A 25,114-nucleotide genomic window follows, 5' to 3' on the forward strand; every position below is an offset into this window, starting at 1 on the left:
ACCCGCCGCCGGCGAGCAGCGCACCGCCCCGTGACCGGCCGCGCGAAGGCAGGTGGTGGAAGAGGAGGTTGAGGGCGAGGGCCGTGACGCAGGCCGCGCTGATACCGCTGTTCATGACCGTCCGGAACCAGTCCGGGAACTCCGCGTAGATCTCCGGGACACCGACCGGAAGCATGCCGACGGCCACCGAGACGGCCACGATCGTCAGGTTCCTGCTGTCGTCGAAGTCCACCGCGCCGAGCGTCCTGACGCCGCTCGCCGCGACCGTCCCGAACATCACCAGCCCCGCGCCGCCCAGCACCGGCGCCGGGATCGCCGCCACCACCGCGCCCAGCTTGGGCAGCAGGCCGAGCACCACGAGGATGCCGCCCGCCGTCGCGACGACCCACCGGCTGCGTACGCGCGTCATCCCGACGAGGCCCACGTTCTGCGCGAACGCGGTGTAGGGGAACGTGTTGAACACCCCGCCGAGCAGCGTCGAGACGCCGTCCGCGCGCAGCCCGTCCGCCAGCCGCCGGGGCGTCACCGCACGCCCGGTCAGCTCGCCGACCGCGATGAAGTCGCCGGTGGTCTCGGTCATGGTGACCAGGCCGACGACCAAGAGGGAGAGCACGGCGCCCAGTTGGAACTCGGGCGCGCCGAAGTGGAACGGGGTGCTGATCCCGGCCCAGTCGGCGTCGCCCACCGCGTCGAAGTCCGTGAACCCGAGGGGTATCGCGACCAGCGTGCCGAGCACGATGCCCGCGAGGACGGCGACCCGCGCGACGAACGGCGGCGCGTACCGCTGGAGCAGCAGTACGGCGGCCAGCACCCCGGCCGCCAGGGCGAGGTTGTCCGGGTCGCCGAAGTCGTCGGCGCCGACCCCGCCCGCCGACCACTCCCCCGCCACCGGCAGCAGGCTCAGGCCGATGACCAGGATCACCGTGCCCGTGACCAGCGGCGGGAAGAAGCGCAGCAGCCGCCCGAACAGCGGCGCCAGCAGGATGATCGCGAGGCCCGTGACGATCACGGCCCCGTAGATCGCGGGCAGTCCGCCGTGCTGCCCGATCAGGACCATGGGCGTGACGGCGGCGAACGTGCAGCCCTGCATGATCGGCAGCCGCACGCCGAGCCGCCACCAGCCGACGCATTGCAGTAGCGTCGCGACGCCGCAGATCAGCAGGTCGGCGGTGATGAGGTACGCGAGGTCGTCGGGCGGCAGGCCGAGCGAGCCGCCGACGATCAGCGGGACGGCGACGGCGCCCGCGTACATGGCGAGGACGTGCTGGAGCCCGAACGCCGCGAGCTGGGCGGGCGGCAGGCGTGCGTCCACGGGGTGGACGGGGTGGTGTACGGCGTGATCCGGCGCTTCGGACATCGGCGCTCCTCCGGCGTCGTTGCGGACGTTGGCCGTGACCGTAGGGCGCGTACACATTTTGTTGATGTCGCGGGCGTTTCGGCGCCGTGTCGGGGTGTCCGGTGTCAGGGGGACACGGGGCGGGGCGGCGTCGCGGCCCGGTCGTCGAAGTCCTGGCGCGCTTCGAGGATCTGTGGGGCGTGCTCCACGGACCATGTGGAGATGGCGCTGGTCAGTGCCCCGGCCTCGACGCCGAGCGCGGTGAGCCCGTACTCCACGCGCGGGGGGACGGTCGGGTAGACCGTCCGCTTCACCAGGCCGTCCCGTTCCAGCGCGCGCAGGGTCTGGGTGAGCACCTTCTGCGTGATGCCGTCGAGGAGGCGCCGCAGTTCGCTGAAGCGCAGCGGCCGGTCGTGGCGGCGGAGCGCCCCCAGGACGAACAGCACCCACTTGTTGGCCAGCAGCTCGACGACGGTGCGCGAGGGGCAGTCGCGGCGGTGGAGGACGTCCATAGTGGTTTCCATAAGGTACCTGGGTATCAAGAAGGTGCCTACTTCACAAGGGAAAGCACACTGGTGAGCATGGTGATCACGACCTTCCCGAGGAGAGTGCCCTGTGATCACCCGCATGCGTGCGATCAGCCAACGCCGCTTCGGCGGCCCGGAGGTCCTGGCGGCCGTCGAGACGGACGTCCCGGCGCCGGGACCGGACGAGGCGCTGGTGCGCGTCCGCGCCGCCGGGGTGAACCCGGCCGACTGGAAGATCCGAGCGGGACTGGTGCGGCGGGTCGGCGAGCCGCCGTTCACGCTGGGCGTCGACGTGGCGGGCACGGTCGCGGCGGTCGGCGAGCGGGTGACGCGGTTCCGGCCGGGCGACGAGGTGTACGGGTGCGCGTTCCCGCCCCGGGGCTCGTACGCCGAGTACGCCGTCGCTCCGGTGGACGCGCTCGCCGCCGCCCCGGCGGGCACCGGCCCCGCGCACGCCGCCGCGCTGCCGGTCGCGGCGCTGACCGCCTGGCGGGCGCTCGTACGGGTCGCCGCCGTCGGCGCCGGGCAGCGGGTGCTCGTCCACGCGGCGGCGGGCGGGGTCGGCCATCTCGCCGTGCAGATCGCCAAGGCGCGCGGCGCGTACGTCGTCGGCACCGCGCGGCGGGACGGGCACGCGTTCCTGCGCGGCCTGGGCGCGGACGAACTCGTGGACTACACCGCCACCGACTTCGCGGCGGCCGTCCGCGGCATCGACGTGGTCCTCGATCCGGTCAGCGGCGACTACGGACCCCGGTCGCTGGACACCCTCTCCCCGGGCGGAATCCTCGTCGACGTGCGCGGCACCGGGCCCGACCGGGGCGCCGTGCGGAAGCTGGCCGAGGCGCGCGGCCTGCGGTTCGCCGAGGCCGGGTTCGTCCCGTCGGGCGCCGAGCTGGCGGAGATCACCGGCCTGGTGGAACGCGGCGGCCTGCGGGTCGCCGTCGATCACGTCCTGCCGCTCGCGGACGCGGCCAAGGCGCACGCACTCAGCGAGACCGGCCGGGTGCGGGGCAAGATCGTGCTGACTCCCTAGCCCGCCGTCCCGGGAACGGTGGCGACGAGGTCGGTGGCGCGTACCGGTTCGCGGTACGTGCCGCCGCCCGGGAGTGCCGCGCGCAGGCGGGCGGCGAACGCGGGGCGGTCGGCGGGGGCGGGCAGTTCGGCGGGTGGGAACGCGGACCACAGGCCGCCGAGCAGTCGGTCGAACGTGAGGCTGTCGCCGTACGGATGCTCGTGCAGCGTCACGGACGCAAAGCCCGCCGCGTGGAACGAGCGCTCGTAGCGCGCGAGATCAGCCGCATCCGTCCCACAGGTGGCGCGCAGCTCGCGGCCGAAGTGGTCCTGGAGGAACGCACGCAGCGCCCGCGACCAGTCCGTGTCATGCAGCCACAGCGGCGCACCGGCCGACAGCACGGCGACCGACCGTAGTACGGGGAACAGCTCGTCGTGCCGCGTCCAGTGCAGCGCCGTGCCGATGACGGTCACCGCGAGCGGGCCGGGGCGCGGGGAGCAGTGCGCCGAGCGCCGGGACGTCGCGGTCAGCGCCCAGGACCCACGTCACGTTGGACAGGCCGCGCCGCGCGCCCTCCCGGGCGGCGAGCCGCAGCATGTCCGGCTCCGGGTCCATCCCGACGACCGCACGCGCCCCGCGGGCCGGCGGCAGGGCCGACTGGCCGGTGCCGCAGCCGAGGTCGAGCACCGTGTCGCGGCCGGGGTCGAGCCGCGCGGCGGCGGCGATCCGGTCGAGCAGCGCGTCCGGGTAGCCGCGCCGGAAGGCGGCGTAGTACGTGGCGACGTCGCCGTCAAAGCGTTGCCGTCGAAACGCACCCGCCCGGTCACCAGCCGTCGCCGCCCAGTTCCCACATCAGCAGCTCCGTCTCCCCCTCGGCGCGCACGGCGAGTTCGCCGCCGTCCGTCAGGCGCAGCGCGTCGCCCGCGCGCAGGGGCTCCGCGTCGTGCCCGCCCAGCCGCACCGCGCCGCGCAGCACATGCGCGTACACGCGCGGCGCGGCGGGCACGGCGGTGCGGGCGCCGTCGCGCAGCCGCCGTACGTGCAGCACGGCCGCCGTGCGCGGCAGGGCGTACGGGGTGCTGTCCGCGATGCCGCGCACCACCTCGTACTCCGGCGCGCCGCCCGGCTCGTCGGGGACCAGCCACATCTGGAGGAAGCGCAGCGGGGCGGCGCCCGCGTTCCGTTCGCCGTGGAGGACGCCCGCGCCGGTGGTGAGGCGCTGGACGTCGCCTGGCCGGACGACGGTGGTGCGGCCTTCGCCGTCCTCGTGCGTCAGCTCGCCCTCCATGACCCAGCTGACGATCTCCAGGTCCCGGTGCGGGTGGGGCGGGAACCCTGCGCCGGGCGCGAGCCGTTCCTCGTTGCACGCGGTCAGCGGGCCGAAGCGGATGTTGTCCGGGTCGTAGAAGGCGCCGAAGGAGAAGGCGTGCCGGGTGTCCGTCCCGGCGGACGCGTCGCCGCCCCGGAAGCGGTCGCCGGCCCGCGTCACCTGAAGCATGTGTTCCACCGTACCGACCGGCGCGCGCCGCGTCCCGGACCCCGGGCGGGCGCCGCGTACGCCGGGAGCGAAGCCGTGAGGACGGCGTGGCGGCCCGGGGGAAGGACCACGGAACCCGTGCCGTTCCTCCCCGCATGTCACCCCCGCCGGGTATGGGCCACGGGGAAATGAGGCAGGCTGGTCCCGTGTCCGATGCCGATGAGAAGGAAGCGCACGCCGCGACCGTGCGCCGTCTTGAGCAGTCCTCCGGGAAGCTCGCCGCCGCCGCGATCGCGCGCATGGACGAGCAGTTGTCCTGGTACCGCGCGATGCCGCCGGAGAACCGCTCGTGGATCGGGCTGGTCGCGCAGGCCGGCATCGCCGCGTTCACCGAGTGGTACCGCCACCCGGACACGCCGCAGGCGATCAGCACCGACGTGTTCGGCACGGCGCCGCGCGAACTGACGCGGGCGATCACGCTGCGGCAGACCGTCGAGATGGTGCGCACCACCATCGAGGTCATGGAGTCCGCCGTGGACGAGCTGGCGCCGCCGGGCGGCGAGATCTCGCTGCGCAGCGCGCTGCTGGTGTACGCGCGGGAGATCGCGTTCGCGACCGCGCAGGTGTACGCGCAGGCCGCCGAGGCGCGCGGCGCGTGGGACGCGCGCCTGGAGTCGCTGGTGGTGAACGCGGTGGTGTCGGGCGAGGCGGACGAGAGCGACCTGTCGCGGGCGGCGGCCCTCGGCTGGAGTTCGCCCGACCATGTGACGGTCGTCCTGGGGAGCGCGCCGAACGGCGACAGCGAGCTGACGGTGGAGGCGATCCGCCGCGCCGCCAGGTACGCGAAGCTCCAGGTGCTCACGGGGGTGCTGGGCAAGCGTCTTGTGGTGATCGCGGGGGGCAGCGACGACCCGGTGCAGGCGGCGAAGGCACTGATCGGGCCGTTCGCCTCGGGCCCCGTCGTGGCGGGCCCGGTGGTGGGCGACCTGCTGGAGGCGACGCGTTCCGCGCAGGCGGCGGCGGCCGGGCTGCGGGCGTGCGCCGCCTGGCCGGACGCGCCGCGCCCCGTGCTCGCGGACGACCTGCTGCCGGAGCGCGCGATGGCGGGCGACCCGGCCGCGCGGACGCTGCTGGTGGAGGAGATCTACAGACCGCTCCAGGAGGCGGGCTCGGCGCTGCTGGAGACGCTGAGTGTCTATCTGGAGCAGGCCAGCAGCCTGGAGGGCGCGGCGCGGATGCTCTTCGTGCACCCCAACACCGTTCGCTACCGCCTCAGGCGTGTGACGGACGTCACCGGCTGGCCGCCGTCGGACGTCAGGTCGGCCTTCACTCTCCGCGTCGCGCTCATGCTGGGCCGACTCGCCGACGAGAAGCACTCCTCATGACGTTTGTTCGAGTTCTACAAATCCCTTGACCGTTCTTGGTTCTCGTCGCCACGGGCGGTGCACCCCATGGCCGGGAGAGAGTGAGAGCGTGCTCGTACTCGTCGCTCCCGGCCAGGGTTCCCAGACACCTGGCTTCCTCAGTCCCTGGCTCGAACTCCCCGGTGTCACCGACCGGCTGCGCGCCTGGTCGGACGTCGCGGGCATCGACCTCGTCCACTACGGCACGGAGGCCGACGCGGACGCGATCCGCGACACCGCCGTGGCCCAGCCGCTGCTGGTGGCCGGCGCGCTGCTGTCGGCGCGCGAGCTGCTCGGCGACGGCTTCGCCGGCGCCGCCGGGCTCGGCGCGGTCGCCGGGCACAGCGTCGGCGAACTGCCCGCCGCCGCCATCGCCGGCGTGCTGACCGAGACCGACACGATGGCGCTGGTCCGCAGCCGCTCGACCGCCATGGCGGAGGCGGCGGCCGTGACCGACACCGGGATGTCCGCCGTCCTCGGCGGCGACCCGGACGAGGTCGCGGCGAAGCTCGCCCGGCACGGCCTGACCGCCGCGAACAACAACGGCGGCGGGCAGATCGTCGCCGCGGGCACGCTGGAGCAGCTGGCCGCGCTGGCGGCCGACAAACCCGAGAAGTCCCGCGTCATACCGCTCAAGGTGGCGGGCGCCTTCCACACGCACCACATGGCACCGGCCGTGAAGGCCATGGCCGCCGCCGCCGAGGACGTCACCGTCGCCGCCCCGGGGGTCCCGTTCGTCTCCAACGCCGACGGCCAGGTCGTCGGCGACGGCCAGGAGGTCGTGCGGCGCCTCGTCACACAGGTGTCGAACCCGGTCCGCTGGGACCTGTGCTCGGAGACGTTCCAGCGGCTCGGCGTCACGGCGCTGATCGAGCTGTGCCCCGGAGGAACGCTCGCCGGACTGGCCAAGCGCAACCTGAAGGGCGTCGCGCAGCTGGCCGTCAAGTCCCCGGACAACCTGGCCGCGGCCCGCGAGCTGATCGCGGAGCACACCGCGACCGCCGCCGAAGAGGAGTCCTGACATGTCCGCCAAACTCAAGCCGAGCCGCGGCGCGCCCCACGCCCGGATCATGGGCGTGGGCGGCTACCGGCCGGTCCGCGTGGTGCCGAACGAGGAGATCCTCAAGCACATCGACTCCTCGGACGAGTGGATCAGGTCGCGGTCCGGCATCGTGACCCGGCACTGGGCCGGCGAGGACGAGACCGTCGCCGAGATGGCGCTCGCCGCGTCCGGCAAGGCCATCGCGGACGCCGGGATCGCCGCGGAGCAGATCGACGCGGTCGTCATCTCGACCGTCTCGCACTTCATGCAGACCCCCTCGGTCGCCACCGAGATCGCGCACCGCCTCGGCGCGGGCAGGCCCGCCGCGTTCGACATCTCCGCCGCCTGCGCGGGCTTCGGCTACGGGCTTGCGGTCGGGAAGGGCCTGGTCGTCGAGGGCAGCGCGGCGTACGTGCTGGTCGTCGGCGTCGAGCGGCTGTCCGACCTGACCGACAAGGAGGACCGCTCGACGGCCTTCCTGTTCGGCGACGGCGCGGGCGCGGTCGTGCTCGGCCCGTCCGACGTCCCGGCGATGGGCCCGACGGTGTGGGGCTCCGAGGGCGACAAGGCGGGGGTCATCGCGCAGACGGTGCCCTGGGACAGGTTCGCGCTCGGGAACATCGACGAACTGCCCGTGGACGCCGAGGGGAACGTCAAGTTCCCGGCGCTGCGCCAGGAGGGGCAGACGGTGTTCCGCTGGGCCGTCTTCGAGATGGCGAAGGTCGCGCAGCAGGCCCTGGACGCGGCCGGGATCACCGCGGACGAGCTGGACGTCTTCATACCGCATCAGGCCAACATGCGGATCATCGACTCGATGGTGAAGACGCTCGGCCTCCCCTCGCACGTCGCGGTCGCCCGCGACATCGAGACCACCGGCAACACGTCGGCCGCCTCCATCCCGCTCGCGATGGAGCGCATGCTGGCGACCGGGCAGGCGAAGAGCGGTGACACCGCACTCGTCATCGGCTTCGGGGCGGGTCTGGTGTACGCCGCCACTGTCGTTACCCTCCCTTGAGCAGATCCGCGCCCCGCGGATCACCACACAACGCGGTACCCCACCGCAACACAGTGAAGGAGCGCCGCAATGGCTAGCAGGGAAGAGATCCTGGAGGGTCTCGCCGAGATCGTCAACGAGATCGCCGGCATCCCGAACGACGAGGTGACCGAGGAGAAGTCGTTCACCGACGACCTCGACGTCGACTCGCTGTCCATGGTCGAGGTCGTCGTCGCCGCCGAGGAGCGGTTCGGCGTCAAGATCCCGGACGACGACGTCAAGGGCCTCAAGACCGTCGGCGACGCGGTCGGTTACATCACCGACCACCAGAGCTGAGCGGTTCTCCCGTCGCGGCGCGTCCGTGACGGCTCACACGCAAGCGCTGTCGCCACCCGCGCGGGGTGGCGCTGCGATCATCCCCGACTGGCGGAGAACGAATTACCGTGAACGCGACCAATCGAACGGTGGTTGTCACCGGTGTCGGCGCCACCACACCGCTGGGTGGCGACAGCGCGACGACGTGGGAGGGCATGGTCGCCGGACGCTCCGGCGCCGGTGTCCTGACGGAGGAGTGGGCGCGGGACCTGCCGGTGAAGATCGCGGCGCGTGTCGCGGTCGAGCCGCTGGAGATCCTGCCGAGGCCCGTGGCGCGCAAGCTGGACCGCTCGGCGCAGTTCGCGCTGCTGGCGACCAGGGAGGCGTGGGCGGACGCCGGTTTCACGGCGCGCGCCGGTGACGACGAGACGGTGGACCCGACGCGGCTCGGCGCCGTCGTGGCGTCCGGCATCGGCGGCGTGACGACCCTCCTCGACCAGTACGACGTGCTGAAGGAGAAGGGCGCCCGCAGGGTGTCGCCGCACACGGTGCCCATGCTGATGCCCAACAGCCCGGCGGCCAACGTCGGTCTGGAGATCAACGCGCAGGCGGGCGCCCACGCGCCGGTCAGCGCGTGCGCCTCGGGTGCCGAGGCGGTCGGCTACGCGGTCGAGATGATCCGCACCGGCCGCGCGGACATCGTGGTGGCGGGCGGCACGGAGGCGGCGATCCACCCGCTGCCGATCGCCGCGTTCGCCAACATGATGGCGCTGTCCAAGAACAACGACGACCCGCAGGGCGCGTCCCGGCCGTACGACAAGGGCCGTGACGGCTTCGTGCTCGGCGAGGGCGCGGGCGTGGTCGTGCTGGAGTCCGCCGAGCACGCGGCGCGGCGCGGCGCGCGGGTGTACTGCGAGATCCTCGGGCAGGGCCTGTCCGGCGACGCGCACCACATCGCGCAGCCCGAGCCGACCGGCCGCGGCATCGCGGCGGCACTCCAGAACCTGCTGGACGCCAGCGACCTCAAGCCGGAGCAGGTCGTCCACCTGAACGCGCACGCGACGTCCACCCCCCAGGGTGATGTCGCGGAGGTCAAGGCGCTGCGCCGTGTCCTCGGCGAGGACCTGGACCATGTGGCGATCTCCGCGACGAAGTCGATGACCGGCCACCTCCTGGGCGGCGCGGGCGGCATCGAGACGGTCGCGACCGTCCTGGCGCTGCACCACCGGCTGGCGCCGCCGACGATCAACCTGGACGAGCTGGACCCCGAGGTGGACGCCGATGTCGTCCGGGGCGAGGCGCGGCCGCTGCCGAGCGGCACGATCGCGGCGATCAACAACTCGTTCGGCTTCGGCGGCCACAACGTGGTGCTGGCCCTGCGGACGGTCTGACACCGCTCCCCGGAGGACTGCGGACGGCCCACTCCCCCCGCTGCGCGCCCAGCGGGACGGAGCGGGCCGTCCGCTTTCCGGCACCGCGTCGCGGCCGGGTCAGTCCGCCGTGGCGGCGGGGTGGGTGCGGGCCGCGGCGGCGATCCGTTCCAGCGCCCCGGCGTGCCGCCTGAACGCCTCGCGCCCCCGCGCGGTGAGCCGTACCGAGGTGCGCCGCGCGCCGGCGAGCTTCCGCTTGTCGATCTCCACGAACCCCTGGGCGGCCAGCGCGGAGAGCTGCTTGGACAGCGCCGATTCGCTGGTGCCGAGCGCCTCCCTGACGAAGCGGAAGTCCGTCCAGCTCGCCGGCGCCAGCAGCGCGACGATCGCCAGGCGCGCCGGGACGTGCAGGAACTCGTCGAAGTCCTCGTCCATCAGCGCCCGCCGCCCGTGACGCCGCGCCGTACCAGGGCGGCGGCCAGCAGGCCGAGGGCGCACAGCACGGCGGACACCACCGTGTGCGGGGCGGGGACGCCGCCCGACCGCGCCGCCGACGACAGCGCCGTGAAGACCGCCACGAGCCCGGTCCCCGCCGCCGCCGCGAGCCACGCCTGCCGGGTGGTGAGCGCCCTGCGCACGGGCGCGCGGCGCAGGTGGAGCGCCAGCGCGCCCAGCAGGGCGAGCGCCGGGAAGAGGACGGCGCCGCCCCAGGGGTTCGGCAGGTCGTACGAGGCGAAGGCGCCGAAGAGGATCAGCGCGGGGATCAGTACGGAGACGGGCGAGGTCGCGTACCGCAGGTAGGCGGCGCGTGACTGCTCGCGGCGGTGGCGGATGTCGTCGAGCGCTGTCCGCGCGTCCTTCGGTTCCATGGCGTTCCCCGTCCTTCCCGGCGCTTTCCTCACGGGAAAGTACCACCTGCTTTCCCGTGAGGAAAGTGCCGTGCGGCCGCCGGGGCGGGGTCACGGGCAGCGGACCACCTGGCCCGCCCAGGAGAGGCCGCCGCCGAAGGCGAAGAGCAGCACGGGCGCGCCGGACGGGATCTCGCGGCGTTCGACCAGCTTGGCGAGCGCGAGGGGCACGGAGGCGGCCGACGTGTTGCCCGACTCGGTGACGTCGGTGGCGACCACGGCGTCCGGCGCGCCGAGCCGGCGGACCAGGGACTCGACGATCCGCAGGTTGGCCTGGTGGGTGACGACGCCGCCGAGGTCGGCCGGGGCGACTCCGGCGCGTTCGCAGGCGGCGCGCGCCTTGGGGGCCAGTTCGGTGGTGGCCCAGCGGAAGACGGCCTGCCCCTGCTGGGTGAAGTGGGGCTGCCAGGCGTCGTTGAGGAGGACCGTGTCGCCGCGCGTGGGGTCGGAGCCCCAGACGACGGGGCCGATGCCGTCGGTGCCGTCGGCGGTGTCGTCGGCGCTGATCACGGCCGCGCCCGCGCCGTCGCCGAGCAGGATGCAGGAGGAGCGGTCGGTCCAGTCCACGACGTCGGACATCTTCTCCGCGCCGATGACGAGCGCGTGCCGCGCCGCGCCCGCGCGGACCGAGTGGTCGGCGGTGGCGAGGGCCGTGGTGAAGCCGGCGCAGCCGTTGTTGAGGTCGAACGCGACGGGCGACGGGATGCCGAGGCGGCGGGCGACCTGCGCGGCGATGGACGGCACCCGTTCCATGGCGCTGCATGTGGCGACGGTGACGAGCCCGATGTCGGCGGGGTCGAGGCCCGAGGCGGCGAGGGCCTTGCCCGCGGCGGTGGCGGCGAGGTCGGTGACGGTCTCGTCGCGGGCGATGCGTCGGGTGACGATGCCGGTGCGCTGGCGTATCCAGGCGTCGTTGGTGTCGACCGTGGCGGCGAGGTCGTCGTTGGTGAGCACGTGCTGCGGCTGGTGGTGCCCCAGGGCGGTGATGCGCGTCATGGGGAGCACTATAGCGACCGACCGGTCGGACGCTAAAGCCCGGCGGGCCACTTATAGTTGGCGGCATGAGTCCGCGCCGCTCGGCCGCCGAGGCCGCCCGCACCCGTGACCGGATCATCGACCGCAGCGTGGACCTCGCGTCGCTCGAAGGCCTCGAAGGGCTGACGATCGGCCGCCTCGCCGCCGACCTCGGCCTCAGCAAGTCGGGCCTGCTCGGCCACTTCGGCACCAAGGAGGCACTCCAGATCGCCGCGCTGCGCCGCGCCGCGGCCGTCTTCAACGCGGAGGTCTGGGAGCCCGCCGCACCCGCCGCCCCCGGACTCCCCCGCCTGCGGGCCGTCTGCGCCGCGTGGATCTCCTACCTGGAACGGGAGGTCTTCCCCGGCGGCTGCCTGTTCGTGAGCGCCACCTTCGAGTACGACGGGCGCGGCGGGCCCGTGCACACGCTGCTGAAGCGCCAGTTCCACGCGTGGGGCGAGCGGCTGACCGCCGAGATCCGCGCGGCGGTCCGCGACGGCGGCCTGCCGCGGGGGACGGACGCCGCGCAGCTGGTCTTCGAGCTGTACGGCGTCATGATGAGCCTCAACCACACGATCCAGCTGAACGGCGACAAGGCCGCCGCCACCCGCGCCCACCACGCGGTCAGCCGCCTCCTGACACCGTGACCGCCCGCTCCCCCGCGCTCCGGTAGGCGCACCACGGCAGGAAGAACTGGACGACCGGCCCCACCGCCAGCGCGTACAGCACCGTCCCCGCGCCCACGCTCCCGCCGAGCAGCCACCCGGCGGCCAGCACCGCCACCTCGATCAGCGTCCGCACGCGCCGCACGGACCGCCCGGTCGCCGCCGCCCCCGTCATCAGCCCGTCGCGCGGCCCGGGACCGAACCGCGCGCCGACGTACACGGCGACCGCGAACCCGTTCAGCACGACGCCGCCCGCCAGCAGGCACGCCCGCGCGGGGAGGCCGAGGCCCGCCGGGACGACGGCGAGCCCGAGGTCCGAAGCGACGGCGAGCACCGCGATGTTGGCGACCGTGCCGAGCGTCGGGCGCTGCCGCAGCGGTATCCACAGCAGGAGGACGAGGACGCCGACGACCGCGCTGATCGCCCCGAAGCTGAGCGGCGTCCGCAGCGCCAGCCCCTCGTAGAGCACGCTCCACGGGTTCGCGCCGAGCGCCGCGCGCAGCAGCAGCGACAGGCTGAAGCCGTAGAGCGCCAGGCCGGCGAGCAGCTGCGCCAGCCGCCGCACCGGCCGCTCGCCCAGCCGTACGTACCCGAGCGCCGTCCGCTCCCGTCCCATGTCCGCCTCCTCGTACCGTGCCACCTGCGACAGTCTGTACAGTCGGCGGCCTGGAACAACGGGCCAATATGGGAGGAGCGGCATGGTGACGCGCACCGGTGGCACGCTCGGCGGACCGCAACTGGCCGCCCTGCTGTCCGACGCGGCGGCGGCACGCCCCGCGTACCGCTCCCTCGCGCGGGCCATCAGCGCCCTGATCCTGGACGGCCGGATCGCCCTCCACGTCCGCCTCCCCGCCGAACGCGACCTCGCCGCCGCCCTCGGCGCCAGCCGCGCCACCGTCACCGCCGTCTACGACCTGCTGCGCGCGTCCGGCTTCGCCCGCAGCCGCCGGGGCGCGGGCACCTGGACCGACCTGCCCGCCGACCACGCCCCGCGCGGCGTCACCCGGCTGCTCGGCGCCGACGACAGTGCGATCGACCTGGCCAGGGCCGCGCCCGAACCGCCGGAACGCCTCCTCACCGACGCGCTCGCCCGCGTCACGCCCCACCTGGCCGAGCACACCCGCACCCCCGGCTACCACCCGTACGGCCTCGCCCCGCTGCGCGCCGCGATCGCCGAGCGCTTCACCCGGCGCGGGCTCGCCACCGTCCCCGAGCAGATCCTCGTGACGTCCGGCGCGCAGCACGCGCTGTCGCTGGTCCTCGGCCTCCTCGCCCGGCCAGGCGACCGCGTGCTGACCGAGAACCCGACCTACCCCAACGCCCTCGACGCCCTGCGCCGCGCGCGGCTGCGGACCGTGCCCGTCCCGGTCACCGACGAGGGCTGGGACGCGGAGATCACCGAGTCCACGCTGCGCGAGGCCGTCCCCTCGCTCGCCTACCTGATCCCCGACTTCCACAACCCGACCGGCCGGCTCATGCCGGACGGGACGCGCGCCCGCGTCCTGCGCGCCGCCGCGCGGTCCGGTACATGGCTGGTCGCCGACGAGACGCTGACCGGACTGGCGCTGGACGTCCCGCCGCCCGCGCCGTTCGCCGCGCACGCCGCGCCGGGCGTGGGCGCGCAGGTCGTCACGGTCGGCTCGCTGAGCAAGACCCACTGGGCCGGGCTGCGCGTCGGCTGGCTGCGCGCGCCCGCGAGGCTCGTCACCGAACTCGCCGGGCAGCGCGTCGCCACGGACATGGGCGGCCCCGTGCTCGACCAGCTGCTCGCCCTCGACCTGCTCACCGGCACGGACGACCCGCTGCCATCCCGCCTCGCCCTGGCCCGCGAGCGGCGCGCCGCGCTGACGGCGGCGCTGGCCGCTCACGTGCCGGGGTGGCGGTGGCGCACGCCGCCCGGCGGGCTGTCGCTGTGGGTGGACCTGGGCGAGCCGGTCGCCTCGGCGCTGGCCGGGCGGGCGCGGGAGTACGGGGTGCGGATCGAGGGCGGCGCGTACTTCGGGACCGACCCGGGGCTGTTCGAGCAGCGGCTGCGCATCCCGTACACGCTGCCGCCCGACACGCTGCGGGAGGCCGTACGGCGCCTCGCCGCCGCGCTCGCCGACGACCGTACGCGCCACCCCGCGCCCCGCACGCCCCACTGGATCGCCTGACCCGTACGGGGGAAATCCCCACCCCGTTACTGGCGCTGCCAGGCGTGTGCGGCGGACTACGCCGCACCTAGCGTGCAGGCATGCCAACCTCCCTACGGATCAGAGCAATTGCGGCATGCGCGGCGGCCCTCGCCATCACCGCGACGGCCACCGCCGGCGCCACCCCCGGCCACCACGACCCCCTCGCGCGGTTCCACCACCAGCGCATCGACTGGCACCCCTGCGCCCTCGGCCCCGACGACGACACCGGGCAGGCCCTCGACGCCGCCGGCGCCGACTGCGCCGACCTCACCGTGCCGCTCGACTACGCCGACCCCGGCGGCCGGACGATCACCGTCGCCATCTCCCGCCTCCGCGGCGCCGACACCGCCCACCACGTCGGCCCGCTGCTGCTCAACGACGGCGGCCCCGCCGGGGCCAGCCTCCACATGCCGCTCACCAAGTCCGAGGTGATGGGCGACACCGCCGACCGCTTCGACCTGATCGGCATGGACCCGCGCTTCGTCGGCCGCAGCACCCCGCTCGACTGCGGCTGGGACCACGGCACCGCGTTCTTCCGCTCCGCCGGGTCCGACCGGGCCGCGTACCGCGAGGAGGTCGCCGCCGCGCGCGACATGGCCGAGCGCTGCGAGCGCACCAACGGCGACGTGCTCCCGTACGTCACCACCCGCAACACCGCCCGCGACATGGACGTCGTCCGCGCCGCGCTCGGCGCCGACCGCCTCTCCTACCTCGGCTACTCGTACGGCGGCTACCTCGGTCAGGTCTACAGCCAGCTCTTCCCCGGCCGCACCGACCGCATGGTCCTCGACAGCGTCAGCGACGCCGCCCGCTACCAGCCCAACCTCCTGCGCGGCGCCGAGGCGGCCAACGAGGCGGCCCTGCGCGCCTGGGCGTCCTGGACCGCCGACCGCGACCGCGCGTACGGCCTCGGCGACACGCGCCGCGAAGTCCTGGCGACGGTGGACCACATCCTCGACGCCGCCGCGCGCGAGCCGCTGCGGATCGGCGACACGTACGCGCTGGACGAGCATCTCGTGCCCGGGATCCTGATCGGCGGCCTCGGCAGCGACCTGGACGAGCGCCGCGCCGACCTGGCCGAGACCGTACGCCTCCTGGCGCGCGCGGCGGACCGCGAACCGGTCGAGCCGTCCGAGGCGCTCGCGGGGCAGCTGGCGTTCCTGCTGACGGACGCCGGTTCCGCCTCCTCCAGCCAGATGGCGGCGATCCTGTGCGGCGACGCGGCACAGCGGCAGGGCACCGCGAGCTACTGGCGCGACGTCGAGGCGTCCCGCGCACGGTTCCCGCTGGCCGGGCCGCTGGCGCGCAACATCACCCCCTGCGAGTTCTGGGGCCGCCCCGCCGAGGCGCCGACCGTGCTCGACAACGACACGCCCGCCCTGCTCGTCAGCGCCACCGGCGACCCGCGCACCATCCACCCGGCCGCCGAGGCGCTGCGCGAGCGGTGGCCCAGCTCCCGGCTGCTGACCGTGACGGGCGCCCGCCAGCACGGCCTGTACGGCGAGTACGGCAACGCCTGCGTGGACACGCGCGTCAACACGTACCTGCGTACGGGGCGGCTCCCCGCGCACGACCCGTCCTGCCGGGCGGCGTGACGCCGGCGGGTCAGCCCTTCGGCTCGTCGTGGCTCGCGTAGTAGGTGGCGGCGATGTCCTCGCCCCCGTGCCCCTGCTCGGCGGCCCGGCGGAACCGGTCGGCGCCGCCGCGCGCCAAGTCGAGCCGCACCCCGGCGGACTCGGCGGCGGCGACGATCAGGCGGCTGTCCTTCGCGGCCGTGTCCACCTGGAAGCTGGGCGCCAGGTCGCCCGACAGCATCGCGGCCGTCTTCAGCCGCAGGTAGGCGACGTCCATCGGGCCGCCCTCCACGGCGTCGAGGAAGAGGCGCGGGTCGAGGCCCAGGCCCTCGGCGAGGGTCAGGGCCTCGGCGGCGCCGTGGGTGAGGGCGAAGACCCAGCTGTTGCAGACCAGTTTGAGCCGCGACGCGGCGCCCGGCTCGGTACCGGCCCACACCGTCCGGGCGCCCACGGCGGACAGGACGGGGGCCAGGCGCCCGCGCGCCGCGTCGGGCCCGGCCGCCAGGACGACGAGCTTGCCGTCCTCGGCGGGCTGCCTGGTCCCCAGCACCGGCGCGTCCACGAGGACCAGGCCCTCCTCGCGGGCGAACGCGACCAGCGGTTCGAGCCCGGCCGGGCCCGTCGTCGTGCTCTGCATCCACACCGCGCCGGGCGCGAAGGACCCGGCGGCCTGCCGCATGGCGTCGAGCGTGGCGTCGCCGTCGAACAGCATGGTGAGGACGACGTCGGCGTCCCGCACGGCGTCGGCCGGGCCGTCCGCGACACGGGCGCCCGCGTCGGCCAGCGGCTCGGCCTTGGCGCGGGTGCGGTTCCAGACGGTGACGTCGCATCCGGCGCGGCACAGGTTGCGGGCCATGGCGGCGCCCATGATCCCGGTGCCGAGGACGGTGACGGAGAGGTGTGCGCTCATGCGCGCACGTTAGGCCGTCCCGCCCCGTCACACCACCTGGTGGAGCCAGCGGACCGGCGCGCCCTCACCCGCGTGCCGGAACGGCTCCAGCTCGTCGTCCCACGGCTTGCCGAGGAGCTTGGCGACCTCGGCGTGCAGGTCGCTCTCGCCGCGCGCCGACCGTGCGGCGGCGGCGCGCAGCCGGTCCTCGGGGATCATGATGTCGCCGTGGATGCCGGTGACGGCGTGGTAGATGCCCAGCTGGGGCGTGCAGCTGTACCGCTCGCCCTCGGCCGTGGGGCAGGGCTCGGCGGTGACCTCGAAGCGCAGCATGTGCCAGCCGCGCAGCGCCGAGGCCAGCTTGGACGCGGTGGCGCTCTCGCCCTGCCAGGACAGCTCGGCGCGCCACGTGCCGGGGGACGCGGGCTGGCGGATCCAGTCGAGGCCGACCCGCGTGCCCAGGACTCCCGCGACGGCCCACTCGATGTGCGGACACAGCGCGCGGGGGGCGGAGTGCACAAACAGAACACCACGTGTCGTCACCGGAACCTCCACTTTCGCGTACCTGTGCCCGTCGCCGGACCCTCCGCGCCGCGCGTGCCTCCAGGGCGCCCCCCGACGCTCCCGGTACCACGCACGACCGCCTCCACACCATTGCTACGTCTTCCGGCCGATACGGGCGGATCGGCCCACCGGTGTCCGGCAGTGTCCGGCAGTGTCCACCGGTGACGGGAAGTCATCTTTTACTCTTGTCGAGACACCCGCCACGCAGCGCGCACCACACCCGCCACTGCCAGGACCAAGCTACCCTCCGGCGGCACACTCGCCGCCCCGCCATCACCGGTTCGCCCCCTCACCACGACACCGAGGTACCCGTATGCAGGTCAGCCGCCGCCCGCACGCCGTCACACTGGCCGTCGCCGGGGCCCTGGCGCTGGCCGCCTGCACCTCGTCCGGCGCCCCGGCCCCCGAGGAGGGCCCCTCACCCGACGAGGCGGCGCGGCAGGGCCCCGTCTGGGACACGCGGCCCGGCTCGGTGGCGGCCGTCGGCGACTCCATCACCCGCGCGTTCGACGCCTGCTCCGTCCTCTCCGACTGCCCCGAGGCGTCCTGGGCGACGGGCACCGACTCCGGGGTGGCCAGCCTGGCGCGGCAGCTGCTCGGCGGCGGCGAGGACGCGCTCACCGGCCACGCCTGGAACCTCGCCGAGACCGGCGCGCGGGCCGCCGACCTGCCCGCCCAGGTCACCGAGGCGGTGGCGTACGAGCCGGAGCTGATCACCGTCCTCATCGGCGCGAACGACGCCTGCGCCCCCGACCTCGCCGCCATGACCGCGCCGGACGCCTTCCGGGCCGACCTGGAGGAGTCGATGGACCTCATCCGCGAGCGGCTGCCGGAGACGCAGGTCTACATGTCGAGCGTCCCCGACCTGCTGCGCCTGTGGACGGAGGGCAGCGGCTCGATGATGGCGCGCGCCGTGTGGCGGCTGGCCGACATCTGCCCGACGATGCTGGACGGCGCCGGGGAGGACGAGGTGGCGGCGGCCGAGCGGCGCGAGGAGGTGCGGGACCGGGTGCGGGAGTACAACACCGTGCTGGAGGAGGTCTGCGCCGCCGACGACCTGTGCCGCTACGACGGGGGCGCCGTCTTCGACTTCGCGTTCACGCCGGACCACCTGAGCGACTGGGACTGGTTCCACCCCAGCCGCGAGGGGCAGTCCGAGCTGGCCGCGCTGGCGTACGCGCAGGTCACGGCGGAGTGATCCGGGCACGGGGGCGGTGGGGAAACGGTACGCCTCCGCGGTGGCCGCCGCGGTCACGGGGCCGCCTCAAGGCGCCGGGGGCGGGGACGCTACGGTCGGAGCACCGCGCGTGACATCGCCCGTCCACCCCCCGCCATCCCGCGCCCCCCGAAGGAGCAGCGCCCCATGTCCACGACCCCCGACGGCCCCGGCAGCGCGCCACGGCGCGAGGTGTTCGGCCGGCTGGCCGACGGCACCGAGGTGCACCGCTGGACCCTGGCGCGCGGCGGCACGGCGCTGAAGGTGCTCAGCTACGGCGGCATCGTGCAGACGCTGGAGCGCCCGGACCGCGCCGGGCACCCCGCCAACGTGTCGCTCGGCTTCGACACGCTCGCGCCGTACACGACGGACTCCCCGTACTTCGGCGCGCTGATCGGCCGCTACGGCAACCGCGTCGCGCGGGGCCGCTTCACCCTCGACGGCACCGAGCACCGGCTGCCGGTCAACGACGGGCCGAACACCCTGCACGGCGGCGGCGACGGCTGGGACCGGCGCGTCTGGGACGCCGAGCCGTCCGGCGCGCACGGGCTGACGCTGCGCCTGACCAGCCCGGACGGCGACCAGGGCTTCCCCGGCGCCCTGGCCGTGGAGGTGGACTACCGGCTCGGCGGGGCGGGCGAGCTGCGCATCGACTACCGCGCCACGACCGACGCGCCGACCGTCGTGAACCTGACCAACCACCTGTACTTCAACCTCGGCGGCGAGGGCGGCGGCGGCATCGGCGACCACCGGCTCGGCCTGGCCGCCGCGCACTACACGCCGGTGGACGGGACGCTGATCCCGACGGGCGAGATCGCGCCGGTCGCGGACACCCCGTTCGACTTCCGGCGGGCGAAGCCGGTCGGCCGCGACCTGCGCACGGCCCACCCGCAGCTGCTGCGCGCCCAGGGGTACGACCACAACTTCGTGCTCGACAAGGGCGTCACCGCCGCCCCCGAGCACGCCGCGACGCTGTACGACCCGGCGTCGGGCCGCCTGATGACCGTCGCCACGACCGAGCCCGCGCTCCAGTTCTACAGCGGCAACTTCCTGGACGGCACGCTGACCGGCCCCTCGGGGCGGACGTACCGGCAGGGCGACGCGCTGTGCCTGGAGACGCAGCACTTCCCCGACTCGCCCAACCACCCGGCGTTCCCCAGCACGGTGCTCCGCCCAGGCGAGACCTACACGTCCTCGACGGTGTACGCCTTCGCCGTGCGCTGACCCCGCCCGCCGGAGAATTCATCCGTCCGTGTCCACCGCACGCGGCGCGTACCCCGGTACGGCGCGTCCTGACGGGGGGTTGCCTCCAGGGGCGGCGGTGGGTGGAATGACGGGTGTGGTCCCCGTGGACGCGTACCGCGCGCCCCCGGGACCGCCGCGGACGCCGCGCCACATGGGGGGACCTCACGCATGGACACGCCACCGCCACCACGACGGTCCGCCGCGACACGACCCGAGGGGGCGTCCGTCCGCGTCGGCGCGCTCGTGCCCCTGACCCGGCCCGGCTGGACCGAGGCGGGGCGGCACCTGCTGGCCGGTCTCGAACTGGGCGTCCGCGAGGCCAACCTGACCGGCGGGATCGGCGGACGGCCGCTCGCGCTGGCCGTCCGCGACACGGCGGCCGACCCGCGGCGCGCCGTGGCGGCCGTGGACGCGCTGGCCGACCTGGGCGTGGCCGCCCTGGCCGGGGAGTACCACAGCGTCACCGCACGCTCCGTCGCGACCAGGGCCGACGCCCTCGGCCTGCCGTTCCTGTGCTCGTCCGCCGTCCTCGACGCGCTCGCCGAGCAGCCGGTGGAACGGGTCGCCCGCCTCAGCCCGCCGCAGTCGCGCGGCTGGCGGGTCTACGCGGACTTCCTCCTCGGCGCGGGCCACCGGCGCGTCGCGGTCGCGGCCCAGCGGAGCGTGTACTGGGCGGCGGGCGCCCGCGTCCTGCGGGAGCACCTCGCGCCGCGCGGCGGCACCGTCGCCGAACTGGACATGGACGCGCTCACCCCCGCCGCCGTGTGCGACGAGCTCGTCAGGCGGCGCGCGACCGCGCTCCTCCTCCTGGCCGGCCACCCGGAGCCCGCGGTGTCGGTCGTGCGGGCCGTGCGGGGCGACCGGCGGCTGGCCGCGCTGACGATCGGCGCCCCGGCCGGGCAGCCGGAATTCGCCTGCTGGGCGACGGCGCTGGGCGGGGACGGCGCCGGGGTCCCGTTCCTGCGCTACCTCCCCGCGCGCCTCACGCCGCTGGGCGAACGCGTCCGGCGCGACCTGCGCGCGCGTCTCGGCGAGGCCCCGTCCTTCGTCGCCTTCGAGGGGTACGACACGGCCGCCGTCCTCGCCGCCGCGCTGCGTGCGCCCGGCGGCGTGTCCTGGCCCGGCGTGGAGGTCGCGGGCACGCGCGGGCGGATCACGTTCTCGCGCACGCCCGGCACCGGCGTGTGGCAGTGGGCCGGGGCGCCGGTCCAGATCACCGACCGGGACCCGGCGGCCCCCGACCGCTTCCGCGTCCTGCACACCGACCGGCGGGGCGGACAGGACCGGCAGGGCAGACAGGGCACCGCCGCCTGACCGCGCCCCGGCCGGGGCGTCAGTGGCCGCCGCAGCAGGGGTGCGGGTCGGGGATCTCGAACGGCACGTACCGCCCGCCCCGCGACGGCATCAGCCGCAGCAGCAGTTCCCCGCGCTCCCACTGCGGGCGTACGTGGCCGCACGTGTCGAGGTACGCCCCCGGGTCGGGGACGGTCCCGCCCAGGACCTCGGCGCGTTCCACCGCGGTGGTGGCGTACAGGTCGGCCAGGGTGAGGCTGTCCGGCAGCGCCTCCGAGCCGGGGAAGACCACCGCCCTGCCCGCCGCGCGGCGCTCCGCGTCGGCGAGCCACGGCGCGCCGGTGACCACCGCGAGCCCTTCCCCGGCCGCCGCCCCGGCGAGCGTGCCGGGGAGGGGGCCGGCGCCGGGGAGCACCAGGGCGAGGGCGACGCCGGGGTCCGGGTCGCGCACCAGGTGCGTGGTGGCGAACGCGCCGGCCGGCAGCGGGAGTCGTTCCGCCAGCCGGCGCAGCAGGTGGTCGGCACGCTGGAGGGTGGTGATCCCACCGGTGAGGCCGGCGGCGGTCATTCGGTGACGACCCAGATCGGGTTGGAGTAGAACCACAGGTCGAGCCACGGGTCGGCGTCGCCGAGGACGTCGAGGGCCGGGCCCGCCGGATCGACGGCGGCGCCGTTCAGACCGGTCTGGACACGGTTGCCGTCCGTGCCGCGCAGGCGCACGTAACCCGGGCGGTCCACGCGGCCGAGGCGGTACGTGAAGCGGACGGTGCCGCGCGTCTCGTCCACCTCCCACGACGTGGCGACCCTGGTCTCCGGCGCGTGGAACGTGTCGCGGTCCCTGGCGCGGCCGGTGACGAGGCCGCGGATGACGTCCACACGGGCGAGGCGGGGCACGAACTGGGCGGCGTTCGGGCCGTTGGCCAGCGCGATCTCGATGCTCAGCTCCACCCGCGAACCGCGCCTGACGTGCAGCGTGCCGCCCAGCGTCGCCGAGCGGCTGCCGGAGCGCAGCTCGGCCTTGAGGCCGGAGATCAGGCCGCCGTGGTCCACCCAGACGCGGCCCTCGCGGATGCCCTGCATGACGGCGGCGTACGAGAAGCCGTACGCGCCGACGTGCGTGCGGCTGTACTGGCCCGGCCAGTAGTCGCCCGCCGTGAGGTTGAGGCCGCTGCCCCGGTAGACGGGGGCGCCGTGGAAGCCGTCGCGGTCGAAGTCCGTGTCGTCCGGGCGGGTCGAGGTGTCGGCGTAGACGACGTGCGAGTCGGAGTTGGCGGTGATCCACCAGGGCTTGCCCTCGGACAGCAGGCTGTCCCACAGGCCGCCGACGGTGGCGGTCATCCAGTCGAAGCCGCCCCAGGTGCGGTAGCTCTCGGCCGGGTAGCCGGGGAACGAGTTGGCGCCGGGGCTGCCGCCGTACGCGCCGCGGCCGCCGCCGGGGCCGTGCGGGGCGGGGATGCCGGACGCCTGGTGGCCCGGCGCGCCCTCGAAGCCGACGGCGATGTCCGGCTGGGCGTCGCGCCAGCCGCGGATCTCGTGCGGGGAGTCCACGCCCTGGCGGGCCGGGTGGTTGGCCAGCATCAGGGCGTCCTTGACCTTGCGGCGCCTGACCTGCTGGGCGAGGAAGTCCAGGCCGGAGATGGCGAGGGCTTCGTTGGCCGGGGTGGAGGCGGACGCGTTGTTGACGCTGCCGTCGTAGCCCGCCTCGAACTGCTTGAGGACGCTGACCTCGTGGTCGCCCGGGTGGACGAAGACGGTGCCGTGCTCGGCGGCCGGGATGTTCCACTCCAGGCCCTGGAAGACGAGGGTGTCCTTGTACCGGTCGCGGGCGCGCTTGATGTCGGGGTTGACCTTCTCGACGCCGATGCGGTGGTGTGTGGCGCTGCCGTGGTCGGTGACGACCATCCAGTCGAGGCCGAAGCGGGTGCCGTTGCCGACCTGGTCCACGACGCGGTACTGGCCGTCGGGGCTGTACTGGGTGTGGATGTGGTGGTCGCCCGCGAGCCACAGCAGGCGGTTGCCGCCGCCGTTGCCGCCGTTGCCCCGGCCGTGGGCGGAGGCCGTGCCGGTGAGGACGCCCGCGCCCGCGGCACCGGCGCCGAGCAGCCCGGCGCGGCGCAGCATGCCGCGGCGGGACAGCTGGTCGGGCGACAGTTCGGTGTCCGGCACGCCGAGGTCGAACGCGGCGGGCAGCGGACCGGCCTCGGCGCCGTCGCCGTGCGCGTGACCGTGCGGGTGGTCGTGGTCGTGATGGTGGTGTCCGTGCCCCATGGCGCGCTCCCCGGTGGTTCATGGCTGAACTTGTGCCGCACGCAGCCTGTTCGCGCCATGTGAACGGGGGGTGTTGCGCAACGGTCCGGAAGCCGCCGATCGCCTGACCGGATACCGCCCCTGTGGCCGGAAAACATCCGTCCCCAGGAACCGGTACCGGCCGGGGGTGCCGTCAGGCCAGGCGTATGACGTTCCAGGACAGTGGTTCGAGCGTCGCCCGCAGCACACCGTCCGTGAACGTCGTGCCGCTCGCCGCGTGGGGCGTCACGCGGTCGGGGTCGGCCAGGGTGTTCCTCGCGTCGGGGTCGGCGTCGGCGAGGACGCCGTGCTCCACGACCTCGCCGAGCCCGAGGGCGCGCAGGGTGACCTCCAGCGGGAGCGCGTCGTGCTGGTGCCGGTTGACGGCGAAGAGGGTGACGGCGCCGGTCTCCTCGTCCCGCACGGCCGTGGCGTGCAGCAGATCGACCTCCCCGAAGCGCCGCGTCGTGTGCCTCGGGCCGTCCACGCGGACGTCCAGCACGGTGCCCCGCCCGTACCGTGACGCCTGGGCGAAGGGGTGGAACGTGGTCTGCCGCCAGGCCGGTCCGCCCGGCTCGGTGGCGATGGGCGCGATCACGTTGACGAGCTGCGCGAGGCAGGCGACCTTCACCCGGTCGGCGTGCCGCAGCAGCGCGATGAGCAGCGAGCCGAAGACGACGGCGTCGGTGACGCTGTAGTTGTCCTCCAGCAGGCGCGGCGCCTCGGCCCAGTCCTCGGGCTTGCCCTCGCCGGACAGCGTCGGCGCGCTGCCGTCCTGGTACCAGACATTCCACTCGTCGAAGGACAGGGTGATCCGCTTGTCCGACTTCAGCCGGGCGGCGACGTGGTCGCAGGTCGCCACCACGTTCTCGATGAACGACTCGGTGTCCACGGCCGAGGCGAGGAACGAGTCGCGGTCGCCGTCCCGCTCCTGGTAGTAGGCGTGCAGCGAGATGTGGTCCACGAGGTCGTGGCAGTGCGCGAGGACGGTCGCCTCCCAGGCGGCGAAGGTCTCCATCTCCTGCGAGGAGCTGCCGCAGGCGACCAGTTCGACGTCCGGGTCGAGCTGCCGCATGGCGCGCGCCGTCTCGGCGGCGAGCCTGCCGTACTCGTCGGCGGTCTTGTGGCCGGTCTGCCAGGGGCCGTCCATCTCGTTGCCCAGGCACCACAGCCGTATGCCGTACGGCTCGGTGTCGCCGTGCGCCGCGCGGCGGTCGGACAGCTCGGTGCCGGCCGGGTGGTTCGCGTACTCCTGGAGGGCGAGGGCGTCGGCGACGCCCCTGGTGCCGAGGTTGAGCGCCATCATCGGCGTGCTCCCGGCCTTGCGGACGAAGTCCATGAACTCGCCGATCCCGAACCGGTTGGACTCCGTGGACCGCCAGGCCAGGTCGAGCCGCCTCGGCCGCTCCGCCACCGGCCCCGTGCCGTCCTCCCAGCGGTGGCCGGAGACGAAGTTGCCTCCGGGGTAGCGGATGACGGTCACCCCCAGCTCCCGTATGAGGCCGAGCACGTCGGTGCGCAGACCTGCCTCGTCGGCGGCGGGGTGGCCCGGCTCGTGGATGCCCGTGTAGACGCAGCGGCCGAGGTGTTCGACGAAGGACCCGAACAGGCGCGGGTCCACGGGCGAGACGGTGAAGGCGGGATCGACGGTGAACCGCGCCGTCCCGGGGGCGGCGGACAGAGTGGCTGACGACGGCTGCGGTACGGCGTTCATACGGGCCTCTGGTGGTGCGGCGGACGTGGAACGCAGGGGGAACGACCCGCCGAGCACGCATCGTTCCCGTTCACCGGTATGACTTACCGAGCGTCA

26 protein-coding genes are annotated in these 25,114 nt (G+C 74.6%); 12 read left to right on the forward strand and 14 right to left on the reverse strand.

From position 1 onward, the window contains the following. Window positions 1–1,357, reverse strand: a 1,357-nt coding sequence (locus tag ACL02R_RS06890; RefSeq protein ID WP_412795961.1) for a nucleobase:cation symporter-2 family protein, incomplete at its 3' end; no start/stop codon positions are given. 104 nt (window positions 1,358–1,461) lie between these two features. Next, the gene (locus ACL02R_RS06895; RefSeq protein WP_412795962.1) at window positions 1,462–1,848 is read right to left on the reverse strand and encodes a winged helix-turn-helix transcriptional regulator; all 387 of its coding nucleotides are present in this window, start codon (window positions 1,846–1,848) and stop codon (window positions 1,462–1,464) included. Window positions 1,849–1,963: 115 nt separating this feature from the next. On the opposite strand from ACL02R_RS06895, the gene ACL02R_RS06900 reads away from it, so the two are divergent. After that, the gene (locus ACL02R_RS06900) at window positions 1,964–2,896 is read left to right on the forward strand and encodes an NADP-dependent oxidoreductase (protein ID WP_412795963.1); all 933 of its coding nucleotides are present in this window, start codon (window positions 1,964–1,966) and stop codon (window positions 2,894–2,896) included. On the opposite strand, the gene ACL02R_RS06905 is transcribed toward ACL02R_RS06900, so the two are convergent. The 3 genes from ACL02R_RS06905 to ACL02R_RS06915 all read right to left on the reverse strand — a co-directional run bounded on the left by ACL02R_RS06905 (window position 2,893) and on the right by ACL02R_RS06915 (window position 4,373). Beyond that, window positions 2,893–3,348 (reverse strand): hypothetical protein, encoded by a 456-nt coding sequence (locus tag ACL02R_RS06905; RefSeq protein ID WP_412796192.1) that lies wholly within the window; start codon window positions 3,346–3,348, stop codon window positions 2,893–2,895. The two genes, ACL02R_RS06900 and ACL02R_RS06905, sit on opposite strands and share 4 nt — an antisense overlap. Next, the gene (locus ACL02R_RS06910) at window positions 3,242–3,562 is read right to left on the reverse strand and encodes a class I SAM-dependent methyltransferase (RefSeq protein WP_412795964.1); all 321 of its coding nucleotides are present in this window, start codon (window positions 3,560–3,562) and stop codon (window positions 3,242–3,244) included. The genes ACL02R_RS06905 and ACL02R_RS06910 overlap by 107 nt, the downstream gene beginning before the upstream one ends. Before the next feature lie 136 nt (window positions 3,563–3,698). Next, window positions 3,699–4,373 carry a pirin family protein gene (locus ACL02R_RS06915; RefSeq protein WP_412795965.1) on the reverse strand — a complete coding sequence of 225 codons (675 nt, stop codon included), beginning with the start codon at window positions 4,371–4,373 and terminating at the stop codon, window positions 3,699–3,701. Between the two features lie 185 nt (window positions 4,374–4,558). On the opposite strand from ACL02R_RS06915, the gene ACL02R_RS06920 reads away from it, so the two are divergent. The 5 genes from ACL02R_RS06920 to fabF all read left to right on the forward strand — a co-directional run bounded on the left by ACL02R_RS06920 (window position 4,559) and on the right by fabF (window position 9,497). After that, the gene (locus tag ACL02R_RS06920) at window positions 4,559–5,737 is read left to right on the forward strand and encodes a PucR family transcriptional regulator (protein ID WP_412795966.1); all 1,179 of its coding nucleotides are present in this window, start codon (window positions 4,559–4,561) and stop codon (window positions 5,735–5,737) included. Window positions 5,738–5,825: 88 nt separating this feature from the next. Beyond that, a complete protein-coding gene (locus ACL02R_RS06925) occupies window positions 5,826–6,776 on the forward strand; it encodes an ACP S-malonyltransferase (protein ID WP_412795967.1) in 951 nt (316 codons plus the stop codon). 1 nt (window position 6,777) lies between these two features. Further along, window positions 6,778–7,812 carry a ketoacyl-ACP synthase III gene (locus ACL02R_RS06930; RefSeq protein WP_412795968.1) on the forward strand — a complete coding sequence of 345 codons (1,035 nt, stop codon included), beginning with the start codon at window positions 6,778–6,780 and terminating at the stop codon, window positions 7,810–7,812. 69 nt (window positions 7,813–7,881) lie between these two features. Next, window positions 7,882–8,127 carry an acyl carrier protein gene (locus ACL02R_RS06935; RefSeq protein ID WP_362956303.1) on the forward strand — a complete coding sequence of 82 codons (246 nt, stop codon included), beginning with the start codon at window positions 7,882–7,884 and terminating at the stop codon, window positions 8,125–8,127. 107 nt (window positions 8,128–8,234) lie between these two features. Then, window positions 8,235–9,497, forward strand: a complete 1,263-nt coding sequence (gene fabF, locus ACL02R_RS06940; protein ID WP_412795969.1) for a beta-ketoacyl-ACP synthase II — start codon at window positions 8,235–8,237, stop codon at window positions 9,495–9,497. A gap of 99 nt (window positions 9,498–9,596) precedes the next feature. Here the strand turns inward: fabF and ACL02R_RS06945 are convergent, their stop codons facing one another. From ACL02R_RS06945 to ACL02R_RS06955, 3 genes are all read right to left on the reverse strand, one after another. After that, window positions 9,597–9,911 carry a transcriptional regulator gene (locus ACL02R_RS06945; RefSeq protein WP_412795970.1) on the reverse strand — a complete coding sequence of 105 codons (315 nt, stop codon included), beginning with the start codon at window positions 9,909–9,911 and terminating at the stop codon, window positions 9,597–9,599. After that, window positions 9,911–10,345: a hypothetical protein gene (locus ACL02R_RS06950; protein ID WP_412795971.1), complete on the reverse strand. Its 435-nt coding sequence runs from the start codon at window positions 10,343–10,345 to the stop codon at window positions 9,911–9,913. The genes ACL02R_RS06945 and ACL02R_RS06950 overlap by 1 nt, the downstream gene beginning before the upstream one ends. Window positions 10,346–10,435: 90 nt before the next feature. After that, on the reverse strand, window positions 10,436–11,380 hold the full coding sequence (locus ACL02R_RS06955; RefSeq protein ID WP_412795972.1) for a beta-ketoacyl-ACP synthase III: 945 nt from the start codon (window positions 11,378–11,380) through the stop codon (window positions 10,436–10,438). Window positions 11,381–11,445: 65 nt separating this feature from the next. Between ACL02R_RS06955 and ACL02R_RS06960 the strand changes: the two genes are divergently transcribed. Further along, window positions 11,446–12,045 (forward strand): TetR/AcrR family transcriptional regulator, encoded by a 600-nt coding sequence (locus ACL02R_RS06960; RefSeq protein WP_412795973.1) that lies wholly within the window; start codon window positions 11,446–11,448, stop codon window positions 12,043–12,045. Here ACL02R_RS06960 and ACL02R_RS06965 read toward each other — a convergent pair. Continuing rightward, window positions 12,023–12,679, reverse strand: coding sequence for a YczE/YyaS/YitT family protein (locus ACL02R_RS06965; protein ID WP_412796184.1), 657 nt, complete (start codon window positions 12,677–12,679; stop codon window positions 12,023–12,025). The two genes, ACL02R_RS06960 and ACL02R_RS06965, sit on opposite strands and share 23 nt — an antisense overlap. Before the next feature lie 82 nt (window positions 12,680–12,761). On the opposite strand from ACL02R_RS06965, the gene ACL02R_RS06970 reads away from it, so the two are divergent. Together ACL02R_RS06970 and ACL02R_RS06975 are read left to right on the forward strand one after the other, a co-directional pair. Continuing rightward, window positions 12,762–14,216: a PLP-dependent aminotransferase family protein gene (locus tag ACL02R_RS06970; protein WP_412795974.1), complete on the forward strand. Its 1,455-nt coding sequence runs from the start codon at window positions 12,762–12,764 to the stop codon at window positions 14,214–14,216. Between the two features lie 80 nt (window positions 14,217–14,296). Next, window positions 14,297–15,832, forward strand: a complete 1,536-nt coding sequence (locus tag ACL02R_RS06975) for an alpha/beta fold hydrolase (protein WP_412795975.1) — start codon at window positions 14,297–14,299, stop codon at window positions 15,830–15,832. Window positions 15,833–15,842: 10 nt separating this feature from the next. On the opposite strand, the gene ACL02R_RS06980 is transcribed toward ACL02R_RS06975, so the two are convergent. Together ACL02R_RS06980 and ACL02R_RS06985 are read right to left on the reverse strand one after the other, a co-directional pair. Then, on the reverse strand, window positions 15,843–16,721 hold the full coding sequence (locus ACL02R_RS06980) for an NAD(P)-dependent oxidoreductase (RefSeq protein WP_412795976.1): 879 nt from the start codon (window positions 16,719–16,721) through the stop codon (window positions 15,843–15,845). A gap of 27 nt (window positions 16,722–16,748) precedes the next feature. Beyond that, entirely contained in the window at window positions 16,749–17,243 is a 495-nt protein-coding gene (locus tag ACL02R_RS06985; protein ID WP_362956281.1) for a DUF3145 domain-containing protein, read from the reverse strand. Window positions 17,244–17,577: 334 nt separating this feature from the next. On the opposite strand from ACL02R_RS06985, the gene ACL02R_RS06990 reads away from it, so the two are divergent. The 3 genes from ACL02R_RS06990 (at window position 17,578) to ACL02R_RS07000 (ending at window position 21,039) form a co-directional block, all read left to right on the forward strand. Continuing rightward, complete coding sequence (locus ACL02R_RS06990; RefSeq protein ID WP_412795977.1) at window positions 17,578–18,462, forward strand: SGNH/GDSL hydrolase family protein; 885 nt, start codon at window positions 17,578–17,580, stop codon at window positions 18,460–18,462. Between the two features lie 165 nt (window positions 18,463–18,627). After that, window positions 18,628–19,704: an aldose epimerase family protein gene (locus ACL02R_RS06995; RefSeq protein WP_412795978.1), complete on the forward strand. Its 1,077-nt coding sequence runs from the start codon at window positions 18,628–18,630 to the stop codon at window positions 19,702–19,704. 189 nt (window positions 19,705–19,893) lie between these two features. Beyond that, on the forward strand, window positions 19,894–21,039 hold the full coding sequence (locus ACL02R_RS07000; protein ID WP_412795979.1) for an ABC transporter substrate-binding protein: 1,146 nt from the start codon (window positions 19,894–19,896) through the stop codon (window positions 21,037–21,039). A gap of 19 nt (window positions 21,040–21,058) precedes the next feature. On the opposite strand, the gene ACL02R_RS07005 is transcribed toward ACL02R_RS07000, so the two are convergent. From ACL02R_RS07005 to ACL02R_RS07015, 3 genes are all read right to left on the reverse strand, one after another. Beyond that, window positions 21,059–21,586 carry a hypothetical protein gene (locus ACL02R_RS07005; protein ID WP_412795980.1) on the reverse strand — a complete coding sequence of 176 codons (528 nt, stop codon included), beginning with the start codon at window positions 21,584–21,586 and terminating at the stop codon, window positions 21,059–21,061. Beyond that, window positions 21,583–23,286, reverse strand: a complete 1,704-nt coding sequence (locus tag ACL02R_RS07010) for a PHP domain-containing protein (RefSeq protein WP_412795981.1) — start codon at window positions 23,284–23,286, stop codon at window positions 21,583–21,585. Before ACL02R_RS07010 ends, ACL02R_RS07005 begins: the two co-directional genes overlap by 4 nt. 172 nt (window positions 23,287–23,458) lie before the next feature. Next, a complete protein-coding gene (locus tag ACL02R_RS07015; RefSeq protein ID WP_412795982.1) occupies window positions 23,459–25,018 on the reverse strand; it encodes an alpha-N-arabinofuranosidase in 1,560 nt (519 codons plus the stop codon). Window positions 25,019–25,114 lie beyond the last annotated feature (96 nt).

It is taken from the genome of Streptomyces sp. MS19, assembly GCF_047200595.1.
Classification (GTDB): domain Bacteria; phylum Actinomycetota; class Actinomycetes; order Streptomycetales; family Streptomycetaceae; genus Streptomyces.